This is a genomic window from Kitasatospora misakiensis, assembly GCF_042656005.1.
GTDB classification, from domain to species: Bacteria; Actinomycetota; Actinomycetes; order Streptomycetales; family Streptomycetaceae; genus Kitasatospora; species Kitasatospora misakiensis.
This window is the reverse complement of the sequence record NZ_JBHSOF010000001.1, coordinates 315,736-334,605: the sequence shown is the minus strand read 5'-3', so window position 1 is coordinate 334,605 and position 18,870 is coordinate 315,736. Positions and strand designations below refer to the sequence as shown.

The window sequence follows — 18,870 nt, the reverse complement described above, 5'->3', positions numbered from 1 at the left end:
CGGCGGCCAACCATGTCGTCAATAAGTAAACTCAAGCTCGGGCAAATCCCTGCTCTTTCGTTATCTTCGTGAACGCCTACCCACCCCTGCGGCTTGGATGATCCTCCGACCCAAGCCATGACAGGACGTGGCAGAACGGACGTATCGTTCACAAACCTTAGGCACGACCTGGTACGTACCTGAGGGACAAACCGTCGATCGGTGCACGTGCGAGGGTCGATGCGCGATCGGGGCGATTCTTGACAGGTTCGGGACAAATAGATCCACGTGTTCAAGAGTTTGACTATCCGTCAGCGAATGGCGCCAGCGCGGCACGGCCCGGTCCCGAGCGCACACGCCCCCGCCCGGGACATCCCCGGCCGCCGCCCGGGACACCCGGGACCGGGGCGGGCCCGCGGCCGGGCCCGAAGTCGGGCCGGGAAGCGGCCGCTGCCCCAGGCGTTCGGGACAGCGGGCGGCCGACCTTGGAAGTCACGCCCGGTCGGCACCGGGCGGCCGAACCGGCCCGCACCCACCCAGGGAACCCCCTCATGACCGCACAGTCCGTCCTGTCCGCCGCACTCCTCGAAGCCCGCCGCTCCGTCTGCCTCCCCGACCTCCTCCGCGCCCAGGTGACCGCCCGGCCCGACGCCACGGCCGTGACCGGCGACGGCGTCCGGCTCAGCTTCCGCGAGCTCGGCGCCGCCGCCGACGCGCTCGCCGCGCACCTGCACCGGCTCGGGGTGGCCGCCGACGACTGCGTCGGCCTGTACACCGAGCCGTCCCCGGAACTGATGACCGGCGCCTGGGGCATCCTGCACGCGGGCGCCGCGTACCTCCCGCTCTCCCCCGAGTACCCGGAGGAGCGGATCCGCTGGATGATCGAGTCCAGCGGCACCCGGGTGATCGTCGCCCAGGAGCGGCTGCGGTCCCGGCTGGCCGAGCTGGTCCCGCCCGGCACCCGGATCGTCACCCCCGCCGACCTGCCGGACCAGGCCGATCCGCCCGACCCGGGCGAGAGCACGCACGACGGTCGGCACCACGGCCACATCCCGCACCAGGGCCACGGCCCGGACGGCCCGGGCCCGGAGTCGCTGGCCTACGTCATCTACACCTCCGGCAGCACCGGCCGCCCCAAGGGCGTGATGATCGAGCACCACAGCATCGTGTCCCAGCTGCGCTGGCTGGCCGACGCCGGCCATCTCGGCCCGGACGCCACCGTGCTGCAGAAGACGCCGATGAGCTTCGACGCGGCGCAGTGGGAGATCCTCGCGCCCGCCGCCGGCGCGCACGTGGTGATGGGCGCGCCGGGCGTCTACCGGGATCCGGAGGCCCTGATCGACACCGTCCTCGCGCACGGGGTGACCACCCTGCAGTGCGTGCCGACCCTGCTCCAGGCGCTGCTCGACACCGAGCGCCTGGCCGACTGCACCACGCTGCGCGGGCTCTACTCCGGCGGTGAGGCGCTCTCCGTGCGGCTGGCCCGGACGCTCACGGCGGCACTGCCGGGCGCGGCGCTGGTCAATCTCTACGGCCCGACGGAGTGCACCATCAACGCGACCGCCCACCGGGTCGACCCGCAGGCGCTCGGCGACGGGGCCGGCTCCGTCCCGATCGGCGTGCCGGTGGACCGCACCCGCTGCTTCGTGCTGGACGAGGAGCTGGCGCCGGTGGAGGTCGGCGCGACCGGGGAGCTGTACATCGGCGGCGTCCAGCTGGCCCGCGGCTACCTCAACCGGCCGGATCTGACGGCGGAGCGGTTCGTCGCCTCGCCGTACCTGCCGGGCGAGCGGCTGTACCGCACCGGCGACCTCGCCGAGTGGAACCCGGACGGCACCCTGCAGTGCGCGGGCCGGGTGGACAACCAGGTCAAACTGCGCGGCTACCGGGTCGAGCTGGACGAGATCGCCCTCGCCGTCGAGGAGCACACCTGGGTGCGCCGGGCGGCCGCCGTGGTCACCGACGACCCGCGGACGGGCCATCAGAACCTGGTGGCCTGTGTGGAGCTCAACCCGAAGGAGGCCGCCCTGATGGACCAGGGCAACCACGGCGGCCACCACCAGTCCAAGGCGAGCAAGCTCCAGGTGCGGGCCCAGCTGTCCAATCCGGGGCTGCGCGGCCCGGCCGAGCTGGCCGGCCGGCCGGTGGTCGAGCTGCCGGGGCGCCGGGCGACCGGGCGGCAGCGGCGGGAGACCTTCGCCCGCAAGACCTACCGCTTCTTCGAGGGCGGCCCGGTCACCCGGGACGCGCTGCTGGCGCTGCTCGCCGCTCCGCACCCGGCCGCCGCTCCGCGAGTGTCCGGACCGGACGGCGGCGTCACCCTGGCCGAACTCGGCCCGGTGCTGCGGTGGTTCGGCCAGTTCCACAGCGAGGAGCGGCTGCTGCCGAAGTACGCGTACGCCTCCCCCGGCGCGCTGTACGCCACCCAGCTGTACCTGGAGACGGACGGCTCGCACGGCCTCGGCGCGGGCGTGTACTACTACCACCCGGTGGACCACGCCCTGGTCCGGGTCGGTGACGCCGCCGGCGGCTCCGGGCTCGCCCTGCACTTCCTCGGCCGGCGCGGCGCGATCGAGCCGGTGTACCGGAACAACATCCAGGAGGTGCTGGAGTTCGAGGCCGGCCACATGCTGGGCGTGCTGGAGGAGGTGCTGCCGGAGTACGGGCTGGCGGTGCGTCCGCTGGGCCACGAGCCGGCCGTCCAGCGGCGGTTGGACGTCGCCGAGGAGGACTTCTACCTGGGCAGCTTCACGATCGTCCCGGAGGACGGGCGACCGCGCCGGGAGGACACCGAGCTTTTCGTCCAGACCCGTCCGGGCGGCGTCGAGGGCCTGCCGGCCGGCCTGTACCGGTACGAGGGCGGCGAGCTGACCCGGATCTCCGACGAGGTGGTGGAGTCCCGGCACGTCATCGCGATCAACCAGCAGGTGTACCGGCGGGCGGGTTTCGGCATCACCGCGGTGAGCCGGGCCGCCGAGCCGTGGCTGGAGTACATCGGCCTGGGCACCCGGCTGCACCACCTGCAGCGCAACGGGCTCGGCTTCGGCTTCATGTCCTCGGGCTACAGTTCGAAGAGCGGCCACCCGCTGCCGGCCGCCCGGCGGATCGACGCGATCCTGGCCGGGTGCGGGATCGCCGGCGGCCCGTCGTACTTCTTCCTCGGCGGGCGGGTGAGCGAGGAGCAGATCCGCAGCGAGGGCATGCGGGAGGACGCCGTGCACATGAAGGGCCCGGCGGAGCTGATCAGGGACGAGCTGGCCACCGTGCTGCCGGACTACATGATCCCCAACCGGGTGCTGGTGCTGGACGCGCTGCCGCTGACCGCCAACGGGAAGGTGGACGCCAAGGCGCTGGCCGCCGCCGAGCAGGTCCGGGACGCCACCGCCGGCGCGCCGTTCGTGGCGCCGTCGACGCCGACCGAGCGCCGGCTGGCCGGGATCTGGGCTGCCGCGCTGAAGTACGAGACCGTCTCCACGGCGGACGAGTTCTTCGCCGCGGGCGGGAACTCGCTGATCGCGGTGGCCCTGGTCAACCGGGTGAACCGGGAGTTCGGCACCCGGCTGCCGCTCCAGGTGCTGTTCGAGTGCCCCCGGCCGGCCGAGCTGGCGGCGCGGATCGACGGCGCCCTGGCCGGCGGCGGCCCGGCCGACGGTCCGGCCTCCCGACTGGTGCCGCTGCACCGCGAGGGCGCGGGCGAGCCGGTGTTCTGCTGGCCGGGGCTGGGCGGCTACCCGATGAACCTGCGTCCGCTCGCCGGGCGTTCGGGCCGGCCGTTCTACGGCGTCCAGGCGTACGGCATCAACCCCGGGGAGACGCCGTACCCGACGATCCGGGAGATGGCGGCGGCCGACGTCGCGCAGATCCGGTCGGTCCGGCCGGAGGGCCCCTACACCCTGTGGGGGTACTCCTTCGGCGCCCGGGTGGCCTTCGAGGCGGCCTGGCAGCTGGAGCAGGCCGGGCAGCGGGTGGCGGAGGTGATGCTGATCTGCCCCGGCAACCCGGAGCTGCGGCAGGCGGACGGCGAGCGGTACGGACGGGAGTCCTCGTACCGCAACCCGGCGTACCTGACGATCCTCCACTCGGTGTTCGCGGGCTCGGTCGCCGGGCCGGGGCTGGCGGAGTGCCTGGCCGAGGTGCGCGACGAGGACGGCTTCGCCGCCTTCGTCCACCGGCGGCTGCCGGAGCTCGACGAGGAGCTGATCCGCCGGGTGGCCCGGATCGTCGGGGAGACGTACGAGTTCGAGTACAGCTTCCGCGAGCTGGCCGAGCGGCGGCTGTCGGCCCCGGTGACGGTCTTCAAGGCCACCGGTGACGACTACTCGTTCATCGAGGGCAGCTCCGGCTGGTCGGCCGCCGTGCCCGGCATGGTGCAGCTGGCCGGGGACCACTACGGCGTGCTGCGGGAGCAGGGCGTGGACGAGCTGGCCGCCGCGCTCGCCGCCGCCACGGGCCGGACGGCGGGCTGACCCGCCTCCCGGCCCACCACCCGCCTCGGCCGTGCCGCCCGGGGACCGTCAGACGCGGTCCCCGGGCGGCGCGGCCGTCCGGTGCGCCAGGGGTGCTTCGGAGGGGGCCCCGGGGTGCCCGAGCCGGCGGTCCCAGTCGGCCGCGAGCTCGGCCATCCAGCGCGCCGCGGCGTCCAGCGCCACCGGCCGGACGGCGTAGCGCACCTCGCGCCCGGTCCGGTGCCCGGCGACCAGGCCGGCGGCGTCGAGCACGGCAAGGTGCTTGACCACCGCCTGCCGGGTGACCGGGAGCCGCCCGGCCAACTCGGTCGCGGTGGCCTCGCCCTGGGCGGCGAGCAGGTCGAGCAGTCGGCGCCGGGTCGGGTCGGCCAGGGCGCCGAGCACCAGGTCGACCGCCTCGCCGCCGACGTTCCGATGCCGTGTCGCGGCGTCCGTCGCGGCGTCCGTCATCGCCTGCTCCTCAGCACCGTCACCCACAGTTGCAACTGTATGGTTGCACGTGGTGCGAACCAGGGGCAATCCGGCGACCGCGCCCGCCCCTCACCCCCACCACTGCTCGGGGACGCCGGCCGGCTCCCGCCCGTCGGCGTCCTGAGCGTCCTGGGCGCCCTGGGCGGCCCGGGCGGCCCGGGCGTCCTGGGCGGCGGCCCGGGCGGGGTCGGCGGTGACGAGCAGTTCGTCCGGACCGGCCGCCGTGACCAGGTAGCCGGACTCGCGCAGCACGGTGGCGACCGCGCCGGTCACCGCGGTCCGGATGCCCTCGGCGGGCGGCGGCTCGGCGGCGTCCCCGTCCGAGGGCGGCCAGCCGATCAGCACCCCCTGCGGGCCCTGGTCGATCCGCAGGCCCGAGGGCCCGCGGTCGGTGTCGAAGCCGGCCCGCGCCAGGTCGGCTGTCACGTCCTCGAAGAGTTCCCGGTGATCCACCATTGGCGCAGCGTAGGCCCGGTCCCGCGCCCTCCCCGGGCGCGGCGCGCGCCGAAACGCCCCGGCGCGTCGTCAACAGCACCCGAGCGCAGCATCGGAGCCGCGCCGCAGCCGCGCGCGGGGCGCGCACGGGCCGTCCGCCGCGGCGCCCGACCCCCCGGACGGGCCGACACGAGCGGCCGGACGGGCCGATGGACGTGCACAGTCGGCGCGCTCCCGACAGCATGACAGAGTAAGCGCTCCATCACTTTGAGCAACGGGGGCGGCGGGTCGCCGGATCTGCGCGCCGGGCTGCCCGGCACCCCCGTATCGAGAGGTCCGATGATCACATCACTCCACCGGCCGGGCGTTGCACGGCCGGGCGTCCAGGACGTGCCGCGGCGGACGCCGGGGAGCCCGTCGTGAGAGCCGAGCAGCGGCCTGGCCCGCAGCCGGTCACCAGCACGCGCGCGGCGCCCGCCAACAAGGTGGAGGCGCTCGTCGACTGGACCGACGGACGGCTCGGCGTCTACGGCCTGTCCAAGTCCAATCTGCGCAAGATCTTCCCGGACCACTGGTCCTTCATGCTCGGCGAGATCTGCCTCTACACCTTCATCATCATCATCCTGACCGGGGTCTGGCTGACGCTCTTCTTCATCCCGTCCATGGGCGAGGTGACCTACGAGGGCTCCTACGTGCCGCTCCAGGGCATCCCCATGTCGGAGGCCTTCGCCTCGACCATGCGGATCAGCTTCGACATCCGCGGCGGTCTGCTGATCCGCCAGATCCACCACTGGGCCGCGATCGTCTTCGTGGCCGCGATGTTCGTGCACATGATGCGCGTCTTCTTCACCGGCGCGTTCCGCAAGCCGCGCGAGATCAACTGGCTGTTCGGCGCGGGCCTGCTGATCCTCGGCATGTTCGACGGCTTCATGGGCTACTCGCTGCCGGACGACCTGCTCTCCGGCACCGGCATCCGGTTCATGGAGGGCGCGCTCCTCGCCGTGCCGATCGTCGGCACGTACCTGATGTTCTTCCTCTTCGGGGGCCAGTTCCCCGGCACCGCGATCGTGCCGCGACTGTTCACCGTGCACGTCCTGCTGATCCCGGGCATCATGCTCGGCCTGCTGGTGGCCCATCTGATCCTGGTCTTCTACCACAAGCACACCCAGTTCGCCGGGCCCGGCCGGACCAACGACAACGTGGTCGGCATGCCGCTGATGCCGGTCTACATGGCCAAGGCGGGCGGCTTCTTCTTCCTGGTGTTCGGCATGGTGGCCGCGATGTCCGCGGTCGCCACCGTCAACCCGATCTGGGCGTACGGCCCGTACCGCCCCGACCAGGTGTCGACCGACGCCCAGCCGGACTGGTACATGGGCTTCTCCGAGGGCCTGATCCGCATCATGCCGGGCTGGGAGATCGGCCTCTGGGGCCACACGCTCAACCTGGGCGTGTTCGTACCGCTGATGATCTTCCCGCTGGTGCTGGTGGCGATCTGGGCCTACCCGTTCCTGGAGGCCTGGATCACCGGGGACCGGGGCGAGCACCACATCGCCGACCGGCCGCGCAACGCGCCGGTGCGCACCGCGTTCGGCGCGGCCTGGATCAGCCTCTACCTGATCCTGCTGGCCGCCGGCGGCAACGACCTGCTCGCCACCCACCTCCACCTGTCCATCAACGCCATCACCAACGCGGCGCGGATCGGCTTCTTCGTCGGGCCGGTGATCGTCTTCGTGATCACCAAGCGCTGGTGCCTGGGCCTCCAGCGCCGGGACAAGGAGAAGGTGCTGCACGGGCGGGAGACCGGCGTCATCAAGCGGCTCCAGCACGGCGAGTTCATCGAGGTGCACGCGCCGCTGCCGCCGGAGCGGCTGCACACGCTCACCGCGCACGAGCAGGTGGAACCGTTCGAGCTGCCGGCCGAGGTGGACGAGAACGGCGTGGCCCGCCGGGCCGGGCTGTGGGCCCGCACCCGGGCCAGGCTGTCCCGCGGCTTCTACGGCGAGGGCAGCCAGATCGCCAAGCCGACGGCCGAGGAGCACCACGAGATCACCAGCGGACACGGCCACCACTGAGCCCGTCCACTGAGCCCGTCCGCCGCGCCGGTCAGCGCTGACCGGCGCGGACCGGACGAACCACCGGGCCCGCCGCACCCCAGGGGTCTGCGGCGGGCCCGGTCACGTCGTGCGGGGCCGCTCACGTCGTGCGGGCCCGGTCGCGCCGGCAGGGCGGCTCAGCCGGGCGGGGCCGCTCAGCCGTGCAGCGCGGCCGGGAGGGCGGCGAGCAGCGCCGCGGCGAACGCCACGGACAGGCAGAGGGCCGCCCAGCGGGCGCAGATCCGGCGGCACTCGGCGCGGTAGCGGGCGGCCAGCGCGCGGCAGCGGCCGACCGCGCGGTCGACGACCTCCTCCGCGTACCGGAGGCGGTCGTCGGTGTACGCCTGCTCCAGGGCCTCGCGATCGTCCGGCGCGAGCCAGGGGAAGCGGTCGGCGAAGGCCCGGGCGTCCCGCTCGGCCGCCGAGACCTCCGCCTCCCAGGCGAGGTAGCCCTCCAGCCGGGCGATCTCCAGCCCGGGGTTCACCGCCGGCCCGTCCGTTCGCGGGTCGCCCGGCCGACCGGTCCGCCGCCGCGCCTCCGGCCGGGCGTTCCGCGCCTTCGGCGGACGCTGTCTGCCACCCATGACCGCTCCTTGTCCTGCTGGTGTCCTGTGAGGTCCCGTGCTGCTCCGCGCCGTCCGTCCGCCACCCCCGGCGGTTCGCTCCGCGACGAGGCAATCACTATCAGTGACCGGGCGACGGGCGGCCCCCGACTCGCCGGGCGGCCGGGCGACCGCCGCGCGGACCGACCGGACCCGGCGCACGGGCCGCGCCGCGCGCCGGGGCGACTCCGGCGCACGACGGAACCCGCGCGCACCCGGCGCCACCACCGTGCCACCATGGACACGCTCCGCACACACCCGTGTACCATCAGCGATCGGGACGGCGCTCTGCCGCGCGCCGGTCCACCCGCCCCGCCCCCGTCCGGGGCGCGAACCAGGAGGTCAGCCATGCCCGACGCCGGTCGATTCAGCGAATTGGGCGAGCAGGGCTCGCGCGCGGTCATGGAGGCGGCGGCCGTCCTGGAACGCGAGCTGTCCGCCGGACTCGCCGACGCCAAGGCGGCGACCGCCCGGCTCACCGGCGAGCACCGCGTCGAGCAGGAGGAGTTCGACCAGCTGGTGCGCCGGGTCTCGGAGAACACCCACCAGCTGATCGACGCGGTCAGCGAGCGGGTCCTCGCCAACACCACCGGCGAGGTGTCCGAGCAGGCCCAGCGGCTCACCTCCAACGCCCACGACGTCCTCGACCTGCTGCTCAGCCTGGGCTCGCTCGCCCCCGGCCTCGCCAACCGCGGCCTGCAGAGCGCCTTCGGGCCGCAGCGCGCGCCGGGGGCCGCCGAGGGCGCGGGCGGCGGCGACGGGGCGGACGAGCGGCCCCAGGGGTGACCACCGCGGCCGAGCGCCCGGCCGTCGGCGCGCCGCTGGTCGAGCGCGTCCTGGCCCACTACCGCGAGCGGACCCTCGCCGAACTCCTGCGCCACATCCCCGAGCAGAGCCCGCCGTACCTCTACGACCTGGCCGCCGACTACCCGACCCGCCCCTGCAAGGGCCTGCGCGCGGCGCTCTGCCTGGTGACCTGCGCCGCGTTCGGCGGCGCACCCGACCGGGCCCTCAACCCGGCCGTCACCGTGGAGCTGTTCCACAACGCCTTCCTCGTCCACGACGACATCCAGGACGGCAGCGAACTGCGCCGGGGCACGCCCACGCTGCCCGCCCGGTACGGCGTGGAGGTCGCGCTGAACGTCGGCAACGCGATCAACCTGCTCGGCCTGCGCCGGGTGATGGCCAACCGGCGGGCGCTCGGCGGGGAGCTGGCCTGGCGGCTGTTCGAGGAGACCGAGCTGATGTGCCGCCAGTCCCTGGAGGGGCAGGCGATGGAGATCGCCTGGATCCGGGACAACGTCTGCGACCTGACCAGCGCCGACTACTACCGGATGTGCCTCAAGAAGACCTCCTGGTACACCTTCCTCTACCCGTGCCGCTCCGGCCTGCTGGTCGCCGAGGGGGCGGGCACCGACGCCACCCGGCTGGACCGGTTCGGCTGGTACCTGGGCGCCGCCTTCCAGATCCAGGACGACGTGCTCAACCTGGTCGGGGCGGCCGAGGAGTACGGCAAGGAGATCGCCGGGGACCTCTGGGAGGGCAAGCGGACCCTGATGCTCATCCAGCTGCTGGAGCGCGCCACCCCCGCCGAACGCGCCCGCGTGGTGCGCCACCTGAGCCTCACCAGGGCGCAGCGCGGTCCGGGGGCGGCGGAGGACGTCGCCTGGCTGCTCGACCGGATGACGGCCTACGACTGCGTGGCGCACGCCCAGGAGGCGGCGGCCGGACTGGTCGCGGCCGCCGAGCGGGAGATCGAAGGGGTCCTGGCGGGGGTGCCGGAGCCGGCGGCGGACGGGGACGGGGACGGGGACGGCGCGGAGGCCGAGCAGGCCCGGGCGTTCCTGCGGGCGCTGCCCGACTTCGTGGTGGCCCGCGGGCGCTGACCGCACCCGGCCTCCCTCAGGCCTCTCCCGTCCTGTCGGATCCGCAAGGACGGGCCCGCTGTCACACCCTGTGCGTAGGATCCACGACGTCGGCCCCGGACGGCGGGAACCGGCCGTGCGGCGGTCCGCGTCACCGCGGATGACGTCGCGAGGGTCAAACTGGGGGTGGGGTGGCCGATGTCCGTACGATCGGGGCTGCGGGAACTCGAACGGCTCGCCGGGCGGCTGCCGGCCGGCGCGGAGCTGTACCGGCTGCGGCCGGACGGCCGGGTGCTGCTCGCGGACCGGGACGGCGCACGGGAGTTGGGGCCGCGGGCCGCGCACGGACCGGCCGGTGAGGAGCTGCTCCGCTTCATCGACGAGGGCCAGTTCGCCCACTACCTGGTCGGCGACGCCAAGACCTCGCCGGAGCGGCCGTCCAACGCCACGTACAAGCTCGGCATCGTCGCCCCGCGCAGCGCCTTCACGCCGCACGCGCACGGCGGCGAGCACCTGGTGCTCAGCCTCGGCCACGCCGCCTGCGGCCTGTACGACGCCGAGCGGCGCCGGGTGGTGGAGGTGCCGCTGACGCCCGGGCTGCTGATACGGATACCCGAGCTGATGCCGCACTCCTTCGCCAACCGGGGCCGCGAGCCGCTCAACATCCTGGCCGCCAACACCGGGTACGGCATCGACCACGAGGACTACGCGATCACCGCGGCCGAGGCCGAGCGCCGGGCGGAGTCCGAACTCGCCGAGACGCTGCGGGCGGTGGAGCGCGGGCAGCGGATCGGCCGGGTCGGCCGGCGGGAGCGGCTGGCCGCCGGGCTGCGGAAGCTGGCGGCGGTGCTGGAGGAGTCCCCTCGATGATCTGTCCGCGCTGCGACGCCCGGTTACTCGCCCGTGAGCGCACGGGCCGGACCTGCGGCCGCTGCCGCCGGCCGTTCGCCCTGGACCCGAAGCTCGACCGGGGCCTGCACGACGTCCGCCTGCGGCGCACCGTCGAGCGGCTGGGCGACGGCGGCCGGCTACTCCTGACGACCGAACAGCTCCGCTGGTCGCTGCAGGGCCGGGGACGCCCGCCCGCCCGGCCCCGGAACGTCCCGCCGGGGCGCCCGAAGGAGCCCGAGTTCGAGGGCACCGGCGTGCTGGTCTTCTGCCTCGGCATGGGCGCCGGGCTGCTGGCCGTCGCCTACCTGCTGGCGGCCTACCTGCCGTCCGCGGTCATCCTGGCCGTGCCGGCCGGCGGCTTCGGGATCGTCCTGCTGGCCGCCATGGCGCGCGACACGGTCCGCCTGCTGCGGCGCAAGCGGATCCTGGCCGCCTGGCAACTGGCCGATCAGCAGTGGCAGGCGCGGCGCGACCGGCAGTGGCAGCAGCAGGACGCCTGGACGGCGCCGCTGGCCGAACTCCCCGGCTGGAGCGTCGAGTCGTTCGAGCAGACGGTCCTGGACCGGTGGATCCAGGTCTACGGCGCCCTCCCCGAGGGCGTGGTCCGGGCCTCCGTCGTCCGACCCTCCCTGCCGGACGGGCCGCCCGTGCTCGCGGTGCTCTGCCCGGACCGGGCGGTGGCCGCCTTCCTGCACGCCAACACCTTCGGCGCGCGCCAGGGGGCGGTGCTCGTCGGTACGCCGGCCGAGGTGCCCGCCGGCCTGCCCGTGATCGTGCTGCACGACGCCTCGCCGGAGGGCCACCTGCTGGTCGCCGAGACCCGCGCCGCGCGGCCGGGCGTCCCCGTGGTGGACGCCGGGCTGTCCGTCCGCACCGTGCTGGCGGCGGGCGACCGGGCCGTCCAGTTCTACGCGCACCAGCAGCGCGAGGAGTTGGAGGCGCGGCTGGACCGGCTGCCGGGGCTGCGCCCGGCGGAGCGCGCCTGGTTCGGCGCCGGCCTGTGGAGCCCGCTCGCGGCCGTGCCGCCCCGGCGGCTGCTGAGGACGGCCGAGCGGGCCGCCGAACAGGCCCTGCTCGGCGAGGTCGGATTCCTGAGCTGGCCGGAGCCGGAGGTGTCGCGATGATCTGCCCGCACTGCTCCAAGGACCTCCTGCAGCGCCAGCGCACCAAGCGCCGCTGCTCCTACTGCCGTAAGCACTTCGCCCTCGACCCCAAGCTGGACGGCGCCGGCCTGCACGACGTGCGGATCCGCAAGCTCACCGGGAAGCTCTCCGACCAGGGGCGGCTGACCGTGACCGCCGGACAGTTGGTCTTCGCCCTCCAGCACCGGGGCCGGCCGCCCCAGCGGTTCCGGGGCGAGGCGAGCAAGGCGGCCGGGCTGATCGTCCCCGGCCTGATCGGGCTCGTGATGGCCGTCGCCGTGATCGACCTCGGCCTCGCCCCGCTGTTCCTCGGGGTGGCGCTGCTGCTGATCGGTCTCGGCATCCGCCAGCTGTGGCTGGCCGACCAGCCCGCGCCGGACACCTCGGTGGGCCCGCGCTGGACGGCCGACGAGTTCCGCACCGTCGTGCTGGAGCGCTGGCGGGCCGTCTACGGCGCGCTGCCGCCGGGGCTGGTGGACGACGCACTGGTCCGGCCCGGGCCGCCGCCCGCCGAGCCGGCGTTCGCCCTGCTCTGCCCGGACCGGACGGTCCTCGCCTTCCTGCACGCCAACCGCTGGGCCGAGCGCCACCGCGCGCTGCTCGTGCCCGAGCTGCGGGCCGTCCCGGCCGGACTGCCGCTGGTGGTGCTGCACGACGCCTCGCCGCAGGGCCACCTGCTGGCCGCCGACGCGCGCGCCGCGCGGCCCGGCCCGCGGGTGCTGGACGCCGGGCTGTCGGTGCGCACCGTGCTGGTCGACGAGACCAGGTACACGCTGCTGCGCGACCTGCACCGCTCCGAGGACCTTCGGCTCCGGCTGGAGCGGACCGTCCCGGAGCTGACCGGCAGCCAGCGGGCGTGGTTCGCCGAGGGCTGGTGGACCCCGCTCGCCGCGCTGGCGCCCAAACGGCTGATGGCGCTCGCCGACCGGGCCGCCGAACGGATCACCGCGCCGCCGGCGCCCCGGGACCCGGCCGCCCTCCGGGCCGCCCCGGTGCGCTCCCCGGCGGCGGGACGGCCGGAGAACCCGCTGGAGACCCGCCGGCGGGCCCTCGCCGTCGGCTTCATGACCTGGCCCGAACCCGCGGCGGACGGCACGCCCGAGAGCGGCGGCGGCGGGAGCCGGCCCGGCGGACCGGACCTCGGTAGGGGACCCGCATGACGGCGGGAACGACGAAAGGCAGGAACCGCATGACGCTGCGTCCGCTCCTGGACGGCGCGCTGACCGTCGCCGCCGCCCGGGCCGGGGAGCCCGGCGGGCTGCGGTACACCGAGCGGCAGCTCTACTACGAGCTGTGCCGGGTGCTCCAGCCGCTGCACGCCGGGCCGCGCCGGATCCCGTACACCCTGGCGCCGCCCGTGCGGTACGAGCGGTTCGCCGCCGCGCTGGCCGCCCGCCGCGAGGAACTGCCCGGTCTGCTGCCGCCGCCCGCGCCCCGGCCGGCCGGCCCCCGCCCGGCGGCCGCCGGGGAGCACGACCTCTACGACTACGGGGTGCCCCGGCTGCTGGTCTGCCAGAGCCGGGAGATCACCGCGATGCTGATCGCCAACGATCTGCACCTGGAGGCCGCCTGCCCCGTCCTCGCGGCCGACGAACTGCCCCTGGACGAACGGCTGGTGGCCTCGCTGGAGCGGGCCGGCGGCGCCGTGGTGCACGTGCTGCACGACGCCAGCCCCTCCGGGCTCGCCTGCTTCGAGCGGGTCCGGGCCCGGTACGGGCCGGCCGGGGCGGGGCCGGCGGGCGTGCGGGTGCGCTCGATGGGCCTGGTGCCCCGGCACGCCGGCACCCTGCACCTGACCTCGGGGCGCGGCCCGCACGGGCACCGGGGGCCACTGCCCGCCGGGCTGCGGCCCGAGGAGCGGGCCTGGCTGGGCAGCGGGCGGACCGTCGAGCTGGCCGCCGTCGCCCCGGCCCGGCTGCTGCACACCGTGATCCGCCAGGTCCGCGGCGGCGGGACGGCCGGACCGCGCCGCACCCCGCTGCACCGGCGCGTCCGCACCGTGCGCGGCAGCGGCTTCCTCAGCTGGCCGACCGGCTGAACCCGCGCCGCCGTATCGCACCGCACCGCCGCCACGCCCGACCCGCCGCCCGGCCCCGTCCGAGTCTGTGAGGACCCCGCACCCATGAGCAACGCACGCCACCTCGGCTACCGCGACGAACTGCTGGCGGACGGCCAAGTGCACCGCCGGTACGAGGACGGCCGCAGCGAGTGGCGCCGGCGCGGCACCGACCGGCAGATCCACTGGCACGACAGCCTCGGCCGCTCCGGCACCGACGAGCCGCTCGGCCGCGACCTGGTCAAGCGGCGGTACGCGGACGGCACCGCCGAGTACGGCCGCGACATCGGCTACGGCCGCACCGTCTGGGCCGGCGGGCTGGTCACCCTCAACCGCAGCTCCTTCGGCGGGCGGCTCGGGGTGGTGGTCGGCGCCCTCGGGGTGGCCGGCGTCGCCGCGATCACCGCCGCCCAGCTGCCGCCCTCCGCACTCTCCGAGGCCGAGGAGGAGGAGCTGCGCCAGCAGGCCCGGCAGCAGGCCTCCGGTTCCTCCGGGAGCGGCGACGGCGGCAGCGGCGGGGGCGGCGGCGGCTCCGCCGACGACGGCGGGCATGACGGGGGCCACGACGACCCGGGCGCCGCCGAGGACTTCGGCGACTGGAACGACTCCGACGACGGCTGGGACGGCGACGACTTCGGCTGAGCCGCCACCCCTCCTCCGCTGGGCCCTCCACCCCGGGGGCCGCCCCCTCGACGAAAGGCACCGCTCCCCCATGCCCCGCTGCTGCGCCTGCGCCGGCCCCGACGCCGACCGGGCCCGCACCCACCTCGCCGCACTCACCGGCGCCACCGCGCCCCGCGGCGCCCAGGCCGCCCTGCTGCCCGCCGAACCCGGCTTCGCCACCGGCCCGTTCACCGTCGACGGCCGCACCGCCGTCGGCGAGGTCACCCTGCACAACCGGACCGAACTGCTCGCCGCCCTCGCCACGGCCGGCTCCCCCGCGCCCGCCGACCGCCCGGACGGCGAACTGCTGCTGCGGCTCTGGCTGCGGCTCGGCACGGACGGCCTGCGACGGGCCGACGGGATGTTCGCGCTCGTCGTCGTCGACGGCGCGGACCTCGTGCTGATCCGCGACCACGCCGGCGCCCGCACCCTGTACCACGCCCGCGCCGACGGCTGCTGGGCCGCGTCCACCTCGCTGCGCGCCCTGCGCCACTGGCCCGCGCTCGGCACCGGCCTCAACCTGGCCGCCGTCCGCTCCTTCCTCACCTTCGCCTACCTGCCCGGCGAGGAGACCCTGCTGCGCGGCGTCCACGAGGCCCTGCCCGGCCGGGTGCTGCGGCTCGCCGCCGACGGCACGGCGCACCAGGAACCGTTCTGGGAGCCCGCCGAGCGGCTGCCCGAGGGCGATGCCCCGCCGCCCGAGGCGTACGCGCGGGAGCTGCGCGCCCTGCTCGAAGGAGCCACCGCACGGCGGCTGCCGGCCGGCGGGCCGGTCGGGGTGCTGCTGTCCGGCGGCGTCGACAGCTCACTGGTCACCGCGCTCGCCGCCCGGCTGCACGACCACCCGGTGCACACCTACTCGATCAGCTTCGGCGACCAACTGCCCAACGAGCTGGGGTACTCCGGGCTGGTCGCCGGCCACTGCGGCACCCGGCACCGGATCCTCACCGTCTCCGGCGAGGAGGTCGCCGCCCGGCTCGCCGACACCGTGGCGCTGCTCGACAGCCCGGTCGGCGACCCGCTGACCGTGCCCAACCTGATGCTCGCCGAGGCCGTCGCCGCCGACGGGATCACCGTCTCGCTCAACGGCGAGGGCGGCGACCCGGTGTACGGCGGGCCGAAGAACCTGCCGATGCTGGTCCACGAGATGCACCGGGACGACCCGGCCCCCGAGGTGCGGGCCGAGGCCTATCTGCGGTCCTACCGCAAGTGCTACGAGGACCTGCCCCGGCTGCTCACCCCGCACGCCCTGCGCGCGCTGGCGGACGAGCCGCAGCCGCGCCGCTTCGTCGCGCCGTACCTCTCCCCCGGGCCGATGCAGGCGCTGCTCAACCAGCTGCTGCACTGCAACCTGCGGACCAAGGGCGCGCACCACATCCTCACCAAGGTCGAGCGGCTCACCGCCTCGCGCGGGGTGCAGGGCCGGTCGCCGCTGTTCGACCGGCGGGTCGTCGACCACGCCTTCGCCACCCCGCCGACCCTCAAACTGCGCGGCACGGTGGAGAAGTGGGTGCTCAAGGAGGCCGTCCGGGACCTCCTGCCGGCGGCGGTCGTGGACCGGCCGAAGAGCGGCATGCGGGTGCCGGTCCAGCAGTGGCTGCGCGGGCCGCTGCGCGACCTCTCCGCCGAGCTGCTGCTCGGGCGCACCGCCCGGGAGCGCGGGCTGGTCCGGCCGGACACCGTGCGGACCTGGATGCGCCGCGAGGGGACGCTGCTGCCCCGCCAGGGCGGCAAGCTCTGGCTGGTGCTGACCCTGGAACTCTGGCTGCGCGCCTACGACCTGTGACCCCGTCCACTGCTCCCTCCTCCGCCCCGTCCGCTGTCCCGTCCGCTGCTGTCCCGGCCCCGGAAGGCCCCGCCATGGCACCGTCCACCGTTTCCCCCGCCACCGAGACCATCGCCGCCGCCCCCGAACTCCGTCTGACGGACCCCCGCACGGGCCACCCCCGGGGCACGCTCGTCCCCGCGCGGGCCGAGCAGGTCGCCGCGACCGTGGCCCGGGCCCGGGCCGTCGCGCCGGGCTGGCGCGCGCTCACCCCGCGCGAACGCGAACGCCGGCTGGACGCGCTCGCCGACCTGATCGAGCGGCACCTCACCGAGTACACCGTGCTGGAGCAGGCCGGCACCGGGAAGCCCGAGAGCGAGGCCGCCGCCGAGATCCGCGAGGTCGCCGACCTGTTCCGGTTCTACGCCGGCGCCGCGCGCACCGGCACCGCGCCCGCCGCCGGCCGCTACCTGCCGGGGCACGAGAGCTGGGTGCGCTGGGAGCCGGTCGGCGTGGTCGCGGCCGTCGTCCCGTGGAACTACCCGCTGCTGATGGCCGCCTGGCGCTGCGCCCCGGCCCTCGCCGCCGGGAACACCGTGGTGGTCAAGCCCGCCGAGACCACCCCCGACTCGGCCGCGCTGCTCGCCACCCACGCCGCCGAGGCGCTCGGCGACGGCGTGCTGACCACCCTCCCCGGCGACCGGGAGACCGGCCGGCTGCTGGTCGCCGCCGACGTCGACCTGATCGCCTTCACCGGCAGCGCGACCGCCGGCGCCGACATCGCCGCGCGGGCCGGGCACCGCCGGGTCAGCCTCGAACTCGGCGGCAACAGCCCGGTGCTCGTCCTGCCGGACGCGCCCGAGCACACCTGGTCCGCGCTCGCCGACGCGTGCACCTACAACGCCGGCCAGAGCTGCGCCGCGCCCGCCCGGGTGATCACCCTCACCGAGCACTACGAGCGGACCGTCACCGCCCTGGCCGCCGCACTCGGCGCCCGCGAGGCCGGCCGCGACTTCGGCCCGCTCAACAACCCCGACCAGGCCGCCCGCTACGACCGGCTGCTGGCCGCCTCGGCCGCCAAGCGCTCGCTGGCCGCGCCCGGCCGCGGCGACGGCCTCTGGCGCCCCGCCCGGCTGCTCGCCGACCTCCCCGACGACGATCCGGCGGTCGTCGAGGAGGTGTTCGGCCCGCTGCTCACCGTCCAGCATGCCCCCACCGTCGAGGCGGCGCTCGCGCTCGCCAACGCCGTGCCGCAGGCGCTCGCCGCCAGCGTGTGGACCGCCGACCTGTCGACCGCCCTCGACCTCACCGCCCGGTTGGACGCCGGCGAGACGTGGATCAACTGCCACCTGGCGCAGACCGCCGAACTCCCGCACAGCGGCCGCGGCGCCTCCGGCCAGGGCACCGACCTCTCCACCCTGGCCCTGCACGAGTACCAGCGCCCGAAGACGGTGACCGCCCGGCTCCGGGACGGCGTCTGAGTACCTCGCACACCCCGGCCGAAGCGGTCCGGGCCGCCCGCGCGGACAGCGGGCGGCCCGGACCGGCGACGCCGTCGTCGGGCGAAGGCGGACGGGCGGCCGAGGGCCACCGGGCGGTGGTCCCCGGTGCCATCGTTCGGCGGGCCGGGCGCTCCCACCGGCGGGGGTGGTCCAGTCGGCGGGCGGCCGTTCGCGGCGTTCGCCGGACACCCGGCCGGTGTTGATCTATCGTCGTCCCGGCAGTCAACCGAGGAACGGGGTAGAGCGGTGCGGTACGGAATCATCGGCACGGGCGGTGTCGCGCGGACGATCGCGGACAAGCTGGTGGAACTCGGCCACGAGGTGACGCTGGGCTCGCGCAGCAAGGACAACGAGGCGGCGGTGGCCTGGGCCGAGCAGGCCGGGCCGAACGGCCACCACGGCACCTTCGCCGAGGCGGCGGAGTTCGGCGCGGTCGTGCTGAACGCCACGCCGGGGACGGTCGCCCTGGACGCGCTGCGGGCGGCGGGCGCGGAGCGGCTGTCGGGCAAGCTCCTGATCGACCTCTCCAACCCGCTGGTGTTCTCCCCCGAGGGCGAGCTGACGCTCGACCCGGTGAACACCGACAGCGTCGGCGAGCGGATCCAGCGCGAGTTCCCGCAGGCCCTGGTGGTGAAGACGCTCAACACGGTGACCGCTCCGGTGATGGTGGACCCGTCCCGGCTGGCCGGTGAGCACAACATGTTCGTGGCGGGGGACGACGAGGGGGCCAAGGAGCGTACGGTCGCGCTGCTGGGCACCTTCGGCTGGCCGGCGGGGTCGGTGATCGACCTGGGCGACATCACGGGCGCCCGGGCGATGGAGATGATGATGCCGTTCTGGATCCGCCTGATGCGGGCCTTCGGCACCGCGGAGTTCAACTACTCCTTCAAGCACGCGAAGTAGCCCGCCCGCCAGCCTTGCGCGCCCCCGTCCCCTCACC

At 75.3% G+C, this 18,870-nt stretch carries 15 protein-coding genes; 12 read left to right on the top strand and 3 right to left on the bottom strand.

Translation table 11 applies throughout. The features are described 5' to 3' along the window. The first annotated feature begins 530 nt into the window (after positions 1 to 530). Positions 531 to 4,445, top strand: coding sequence for a non-ribosomal peptide synthetase family protein (locus ACFP3U_RS01335; RefSeq protein ID WP_380223179.1), 3,915 nt, complete (start codon positions 531 to 533; stop codon positions 4,443 to 4,445). Between the two features lie 48 nt (positions 4,446 to 4,493). Here the strand turns inward: ACFP3U_RS01335 and ACFP3U_RS01330 are convergent, their stop codons facing one another. Further along, the gene (locus ACFP3U_RS01330; RefSeq protein ID WP_380223306.1) at positions 4,494 to 4,895 is read right to left on the bottom strand and encodes an ArsR/SmtB family transcription factor; all 402 of its coding nucleotides are present in this window, start codon (positions 4,893 to 4,895) and stop codon (positions 4,494 to 4,496) included. 90 nt (positions 4,896 to 4,985) lie between these two features. Beyond that, positions 4,986 to 5,372 carry a hypothetical protein gene (locus tag ACFP3U_RS01325; protein ID WP_380223178.1) on the bottom strand — a complete coding sequence of 129 codons (387 nt, stop codon included), beginning with the start codon at positions 5,370 to 5,372 and terminating at the stop codon, positions 4,986 to 4,988. A gap of 464 nt (positions 5,373 to 5,836) precedes the next feature. Between ACFP3U_RS01325 and qcrB the strand changes: the two genes are divergently transcribed. Further along, positions 5,837 to 7,423: a cytochrome bc1 complex cytochrome b subunit gene (gene qcrB, locus ACFP3U_RS01320; RefSeq protein WP_380223305.1), complete on the top strand. Its 1,587-nt coding sequence runs from the start codon at positions 5,837 to 5,839 to the stop codon at positions 7,421 to 7,423. Between the two features lie 176 nt (positions 7,424 to 7,599). On the opposite strand, the gene ACFP3U_RS01315 is transcribed toward qcrB, so the two are convergent. Further along, positions 7,600 to 8,028 carry a cytochrome C oxidase subunit I gene (locus tag ACFP3U_RS01315; RefSeq protein ID WP_380223177.1) on the bottom strand — a complete coding sequence of 143 codons (429 nt, stop codon included), beginning with the start codon at positions 8,026 to 8,028 and terminating at the stop codon, positions 7,600 to 7,602. 366 nt (positions 8,029 to 8,394) lie between these two features. On the opposite strand from ACFP3U_RS01315, the gene ACFP3U_RS01310 reads away from it, so the two are divergent. The 10 genes from ACFP3U_RS01310 to ACFP3U_RS01265 all read left to right on the top strand — a co-directional run bounded on the left by ACFP3U_RS01310 (position 8,395) and on the right by ACFP3U_RS01265 (position 18,833). Then, the gene (locus ACFP3U_RS01310) at positions 8,395 to 8,832 is read left to right on the top strand and encodes a hypothetical protein (protein WP_380223176.1); all 438 of its coding nucleotides are present in this window, start codon (positions 8,395 to 8,397) and stop codon (positions 8,830 to 8,832) included. Further along, positions 8,829 to 9,932, top strand: coding sequence for a polyprenyl synthetase family protein (locus ACFP3U_RS01305; protein WP_380223175.1), 1,104 nt, complete (start codon positions 8,829 to 8,831; stop codon positions 9,930 to 9,932). The genes ACFP3U_RS01310 and ACFP3U_RS01305 overlap by 4 nt, the downstream gene beginning before the upstream one ends. Before the next feature lie 177 nt (positions 9,933 to 10,109). Further along, positions 10,110 to 10,781, top strand: coding sequence for a cupin domain-containing protein (locus tag ACFP3U_RS01300; protein ID WP_380223174.1), 672 nt, complete (start codon positions 10,110 to 10,112; stop codon positions 10,779 to 10,781). Beyond that, positions 10,778 to 11,926 (top strand): hypothetical protein, encoded by a 1,149-nt coding sequence (locus tag ACFP3U_RS01295; protein WP_380223173.1) that lies wholly within the window; start codon positions 10,778 to 10,780, stop codon positions 11,924 to 11,926. The genes ACFP3U_RS01300 and ACFP3U_RS01295 overlap by 4 nt, the downstream gene beginning before the upstream one ends. Continuing rightward, on the top strand, positions 11,923 to 13,104 hold the full coding sequence (locus ACFP3U_RS01290) for a hypothetical protein (RefSeq protein WP_380223172.1): 1,182 nt from the start codon (positions 11,923 to 11,925) through the stop codon (positions 13,102 to 13,104). The genes ACFP3U_RS01295 and ACFP3U_RS01290 overlap by 4 nt, the downstream gene beginning before the upstream one ends. 29 nt (positions 13,105 to 13,133) lie before the next feature. Next, the gene (locus ACFP3U_RS01285) at positions 13,134 to 13,982 is read left to right on the top strand and encodes a hypothetical protein (protein ID WP_380223171.1); all 849 of its coding nucleotides are present in this window, start codon (positions 13,134 to 13,136) and stop codon (positions 13,980 to 13,982) included. A gap of 84 nt (positions 13,983 to 14,066) precedes the next feature. Continuing rightward, a complete protein-coding gene (locus ACFP3U_RS01280) occupies positions 14,067 to 14,642 on the top strand; it encodes a hypothetical protein (RefSeq protein ID WP_380223170.1) in 576 nt (191 codons plus the stop codon). Between the two features lie 70 nt (positions 14,643 to 14,712). Then, complete coding sequence (locus tag ACFP3U_RS01275) at positions 14,713 to 16,449, top strand: asparagine synthase (RefSeq protein WP_380223168.1); 1,737 nt, start codon at positions 14,713 to 14,715, stop codon at positions 16,447 to 16,449. A 74-nt stretch (positions 16,450 to 16,523) separates the two neighbouring features. Then, positions 16,524 to 17,909, top strand: a complete 1,386-nt coding sequence (locus ACFP3U_RS01270) for an aldehyde dehydrogenase family protein (RefSeq protein ID WP_380223167.1) — start codon at positions 16,524 to 16,526, stop codon at positions 17,907 to 17,909. 267 nt (positions 17,910 to 18,176) lie between these two features. Further along, entirely contained in the window at positions 18,177 to 18,833 is a 657-nt protein-coding gene (locus ACFP3U_RS01265) for an NADPH-dependent F420 reductase (protein WP_380223166.1), read from the top strand. The last annotated feature ends 37 nt before the right edge of the window (positions 18,834 to 18,870 follow it).

Excerpts from the sequence above, each read along its gene's own strand:
- ACFP3U_RS01335 (WP_380223179.1), top strand. The coding sequence starts at position 531 with ATGACCGCACAGTCCGTCCTGTCCGCCGCACTCCTCGAAGCCCGCCGC.
- ACFP3U_RS01330 (WP_380223306.1), bottom strand. The coding sequence starts at position 4,895 with ATGACGGACGCCGCGACGGACGCCGCGACACGGCATCGGAACGTCGGC.
- ACFP3U_RS01325 (WP_380223178.1), bottom strand. The coding sequence starts at position 5,372 with ATGGTGGATCACCGGGAACTCTTCGAGGACGTGACAGCCGACCTGGCG.
- ACFP3U_RS01315 (WP_380223177.1), bottom strand. The coding sequence starts at position 8,028 with ATGGGTGGCAGACAGCGTCCGCCGAAGGCGCGGAACGCCCGGCCGGAG.
- ACFP3U_RS01310 (WP_380223176.1), top strand. The coding sequence starts at position 8,395 with ATGCCCGACGCCGGTCGATTCAGCGAATTGGGCGAGCAGGGCTCGCGC.
- ACFP3U_RS01300 (WP_380223174.1), top strand. The coding sequence starts at position 10,110 with ATGTCCGTACGATCGGGGCTGCGGGAACTCGAACGGCTCGCCGGGCGG.
- ACFP3U_RS01295 (WP_380223173.1), top strand. The coding sequence starts at position 10,778 with ATGATCTGTCCGCGCTGCGACGCCCGGTTACTCGCCCGTGAGCGCACG.
- ACFP3U_RS01290 (WP_380223172.1), top strand. The coding sequence starts at position 11,923 with ATGATCTGCCCGCACTGCTCCAAGGACCTCCTGCAGCGCCAGCGCACC.
- ACFP3U_RS01285 (WP_380223171.1), top strand. The coding sequence starts at position 13,134 with ATGACGCTGCGTCCGCTCCTGGACGGCGCGCTGACCGTCGCCGCCGCC.
- ACFP3U_RS01280 (WP_380223170.1), top strand. The coding sequence starts at position 14,067 with ATGAGCAACGCACGCCACCTCGGCTACCGCGACGAACTGCTGGCGGAC.
- ACFP3U_RS01275 (WP_380223168.1), top strand. The coding sequence starts at position 14,713 with ATGCCCCGCTGCTGCGCCTGCGCCGGCCCCGACGCCGACCGGGCCCGC.
- ACFP3U_RS01270 (WP_380223167.1), top strand. The coding sequence starts at position 16,524 with ATGGCACCGTCCACCGTTTCCCCCGCCACCGAGACCATCGCCGCCGCC.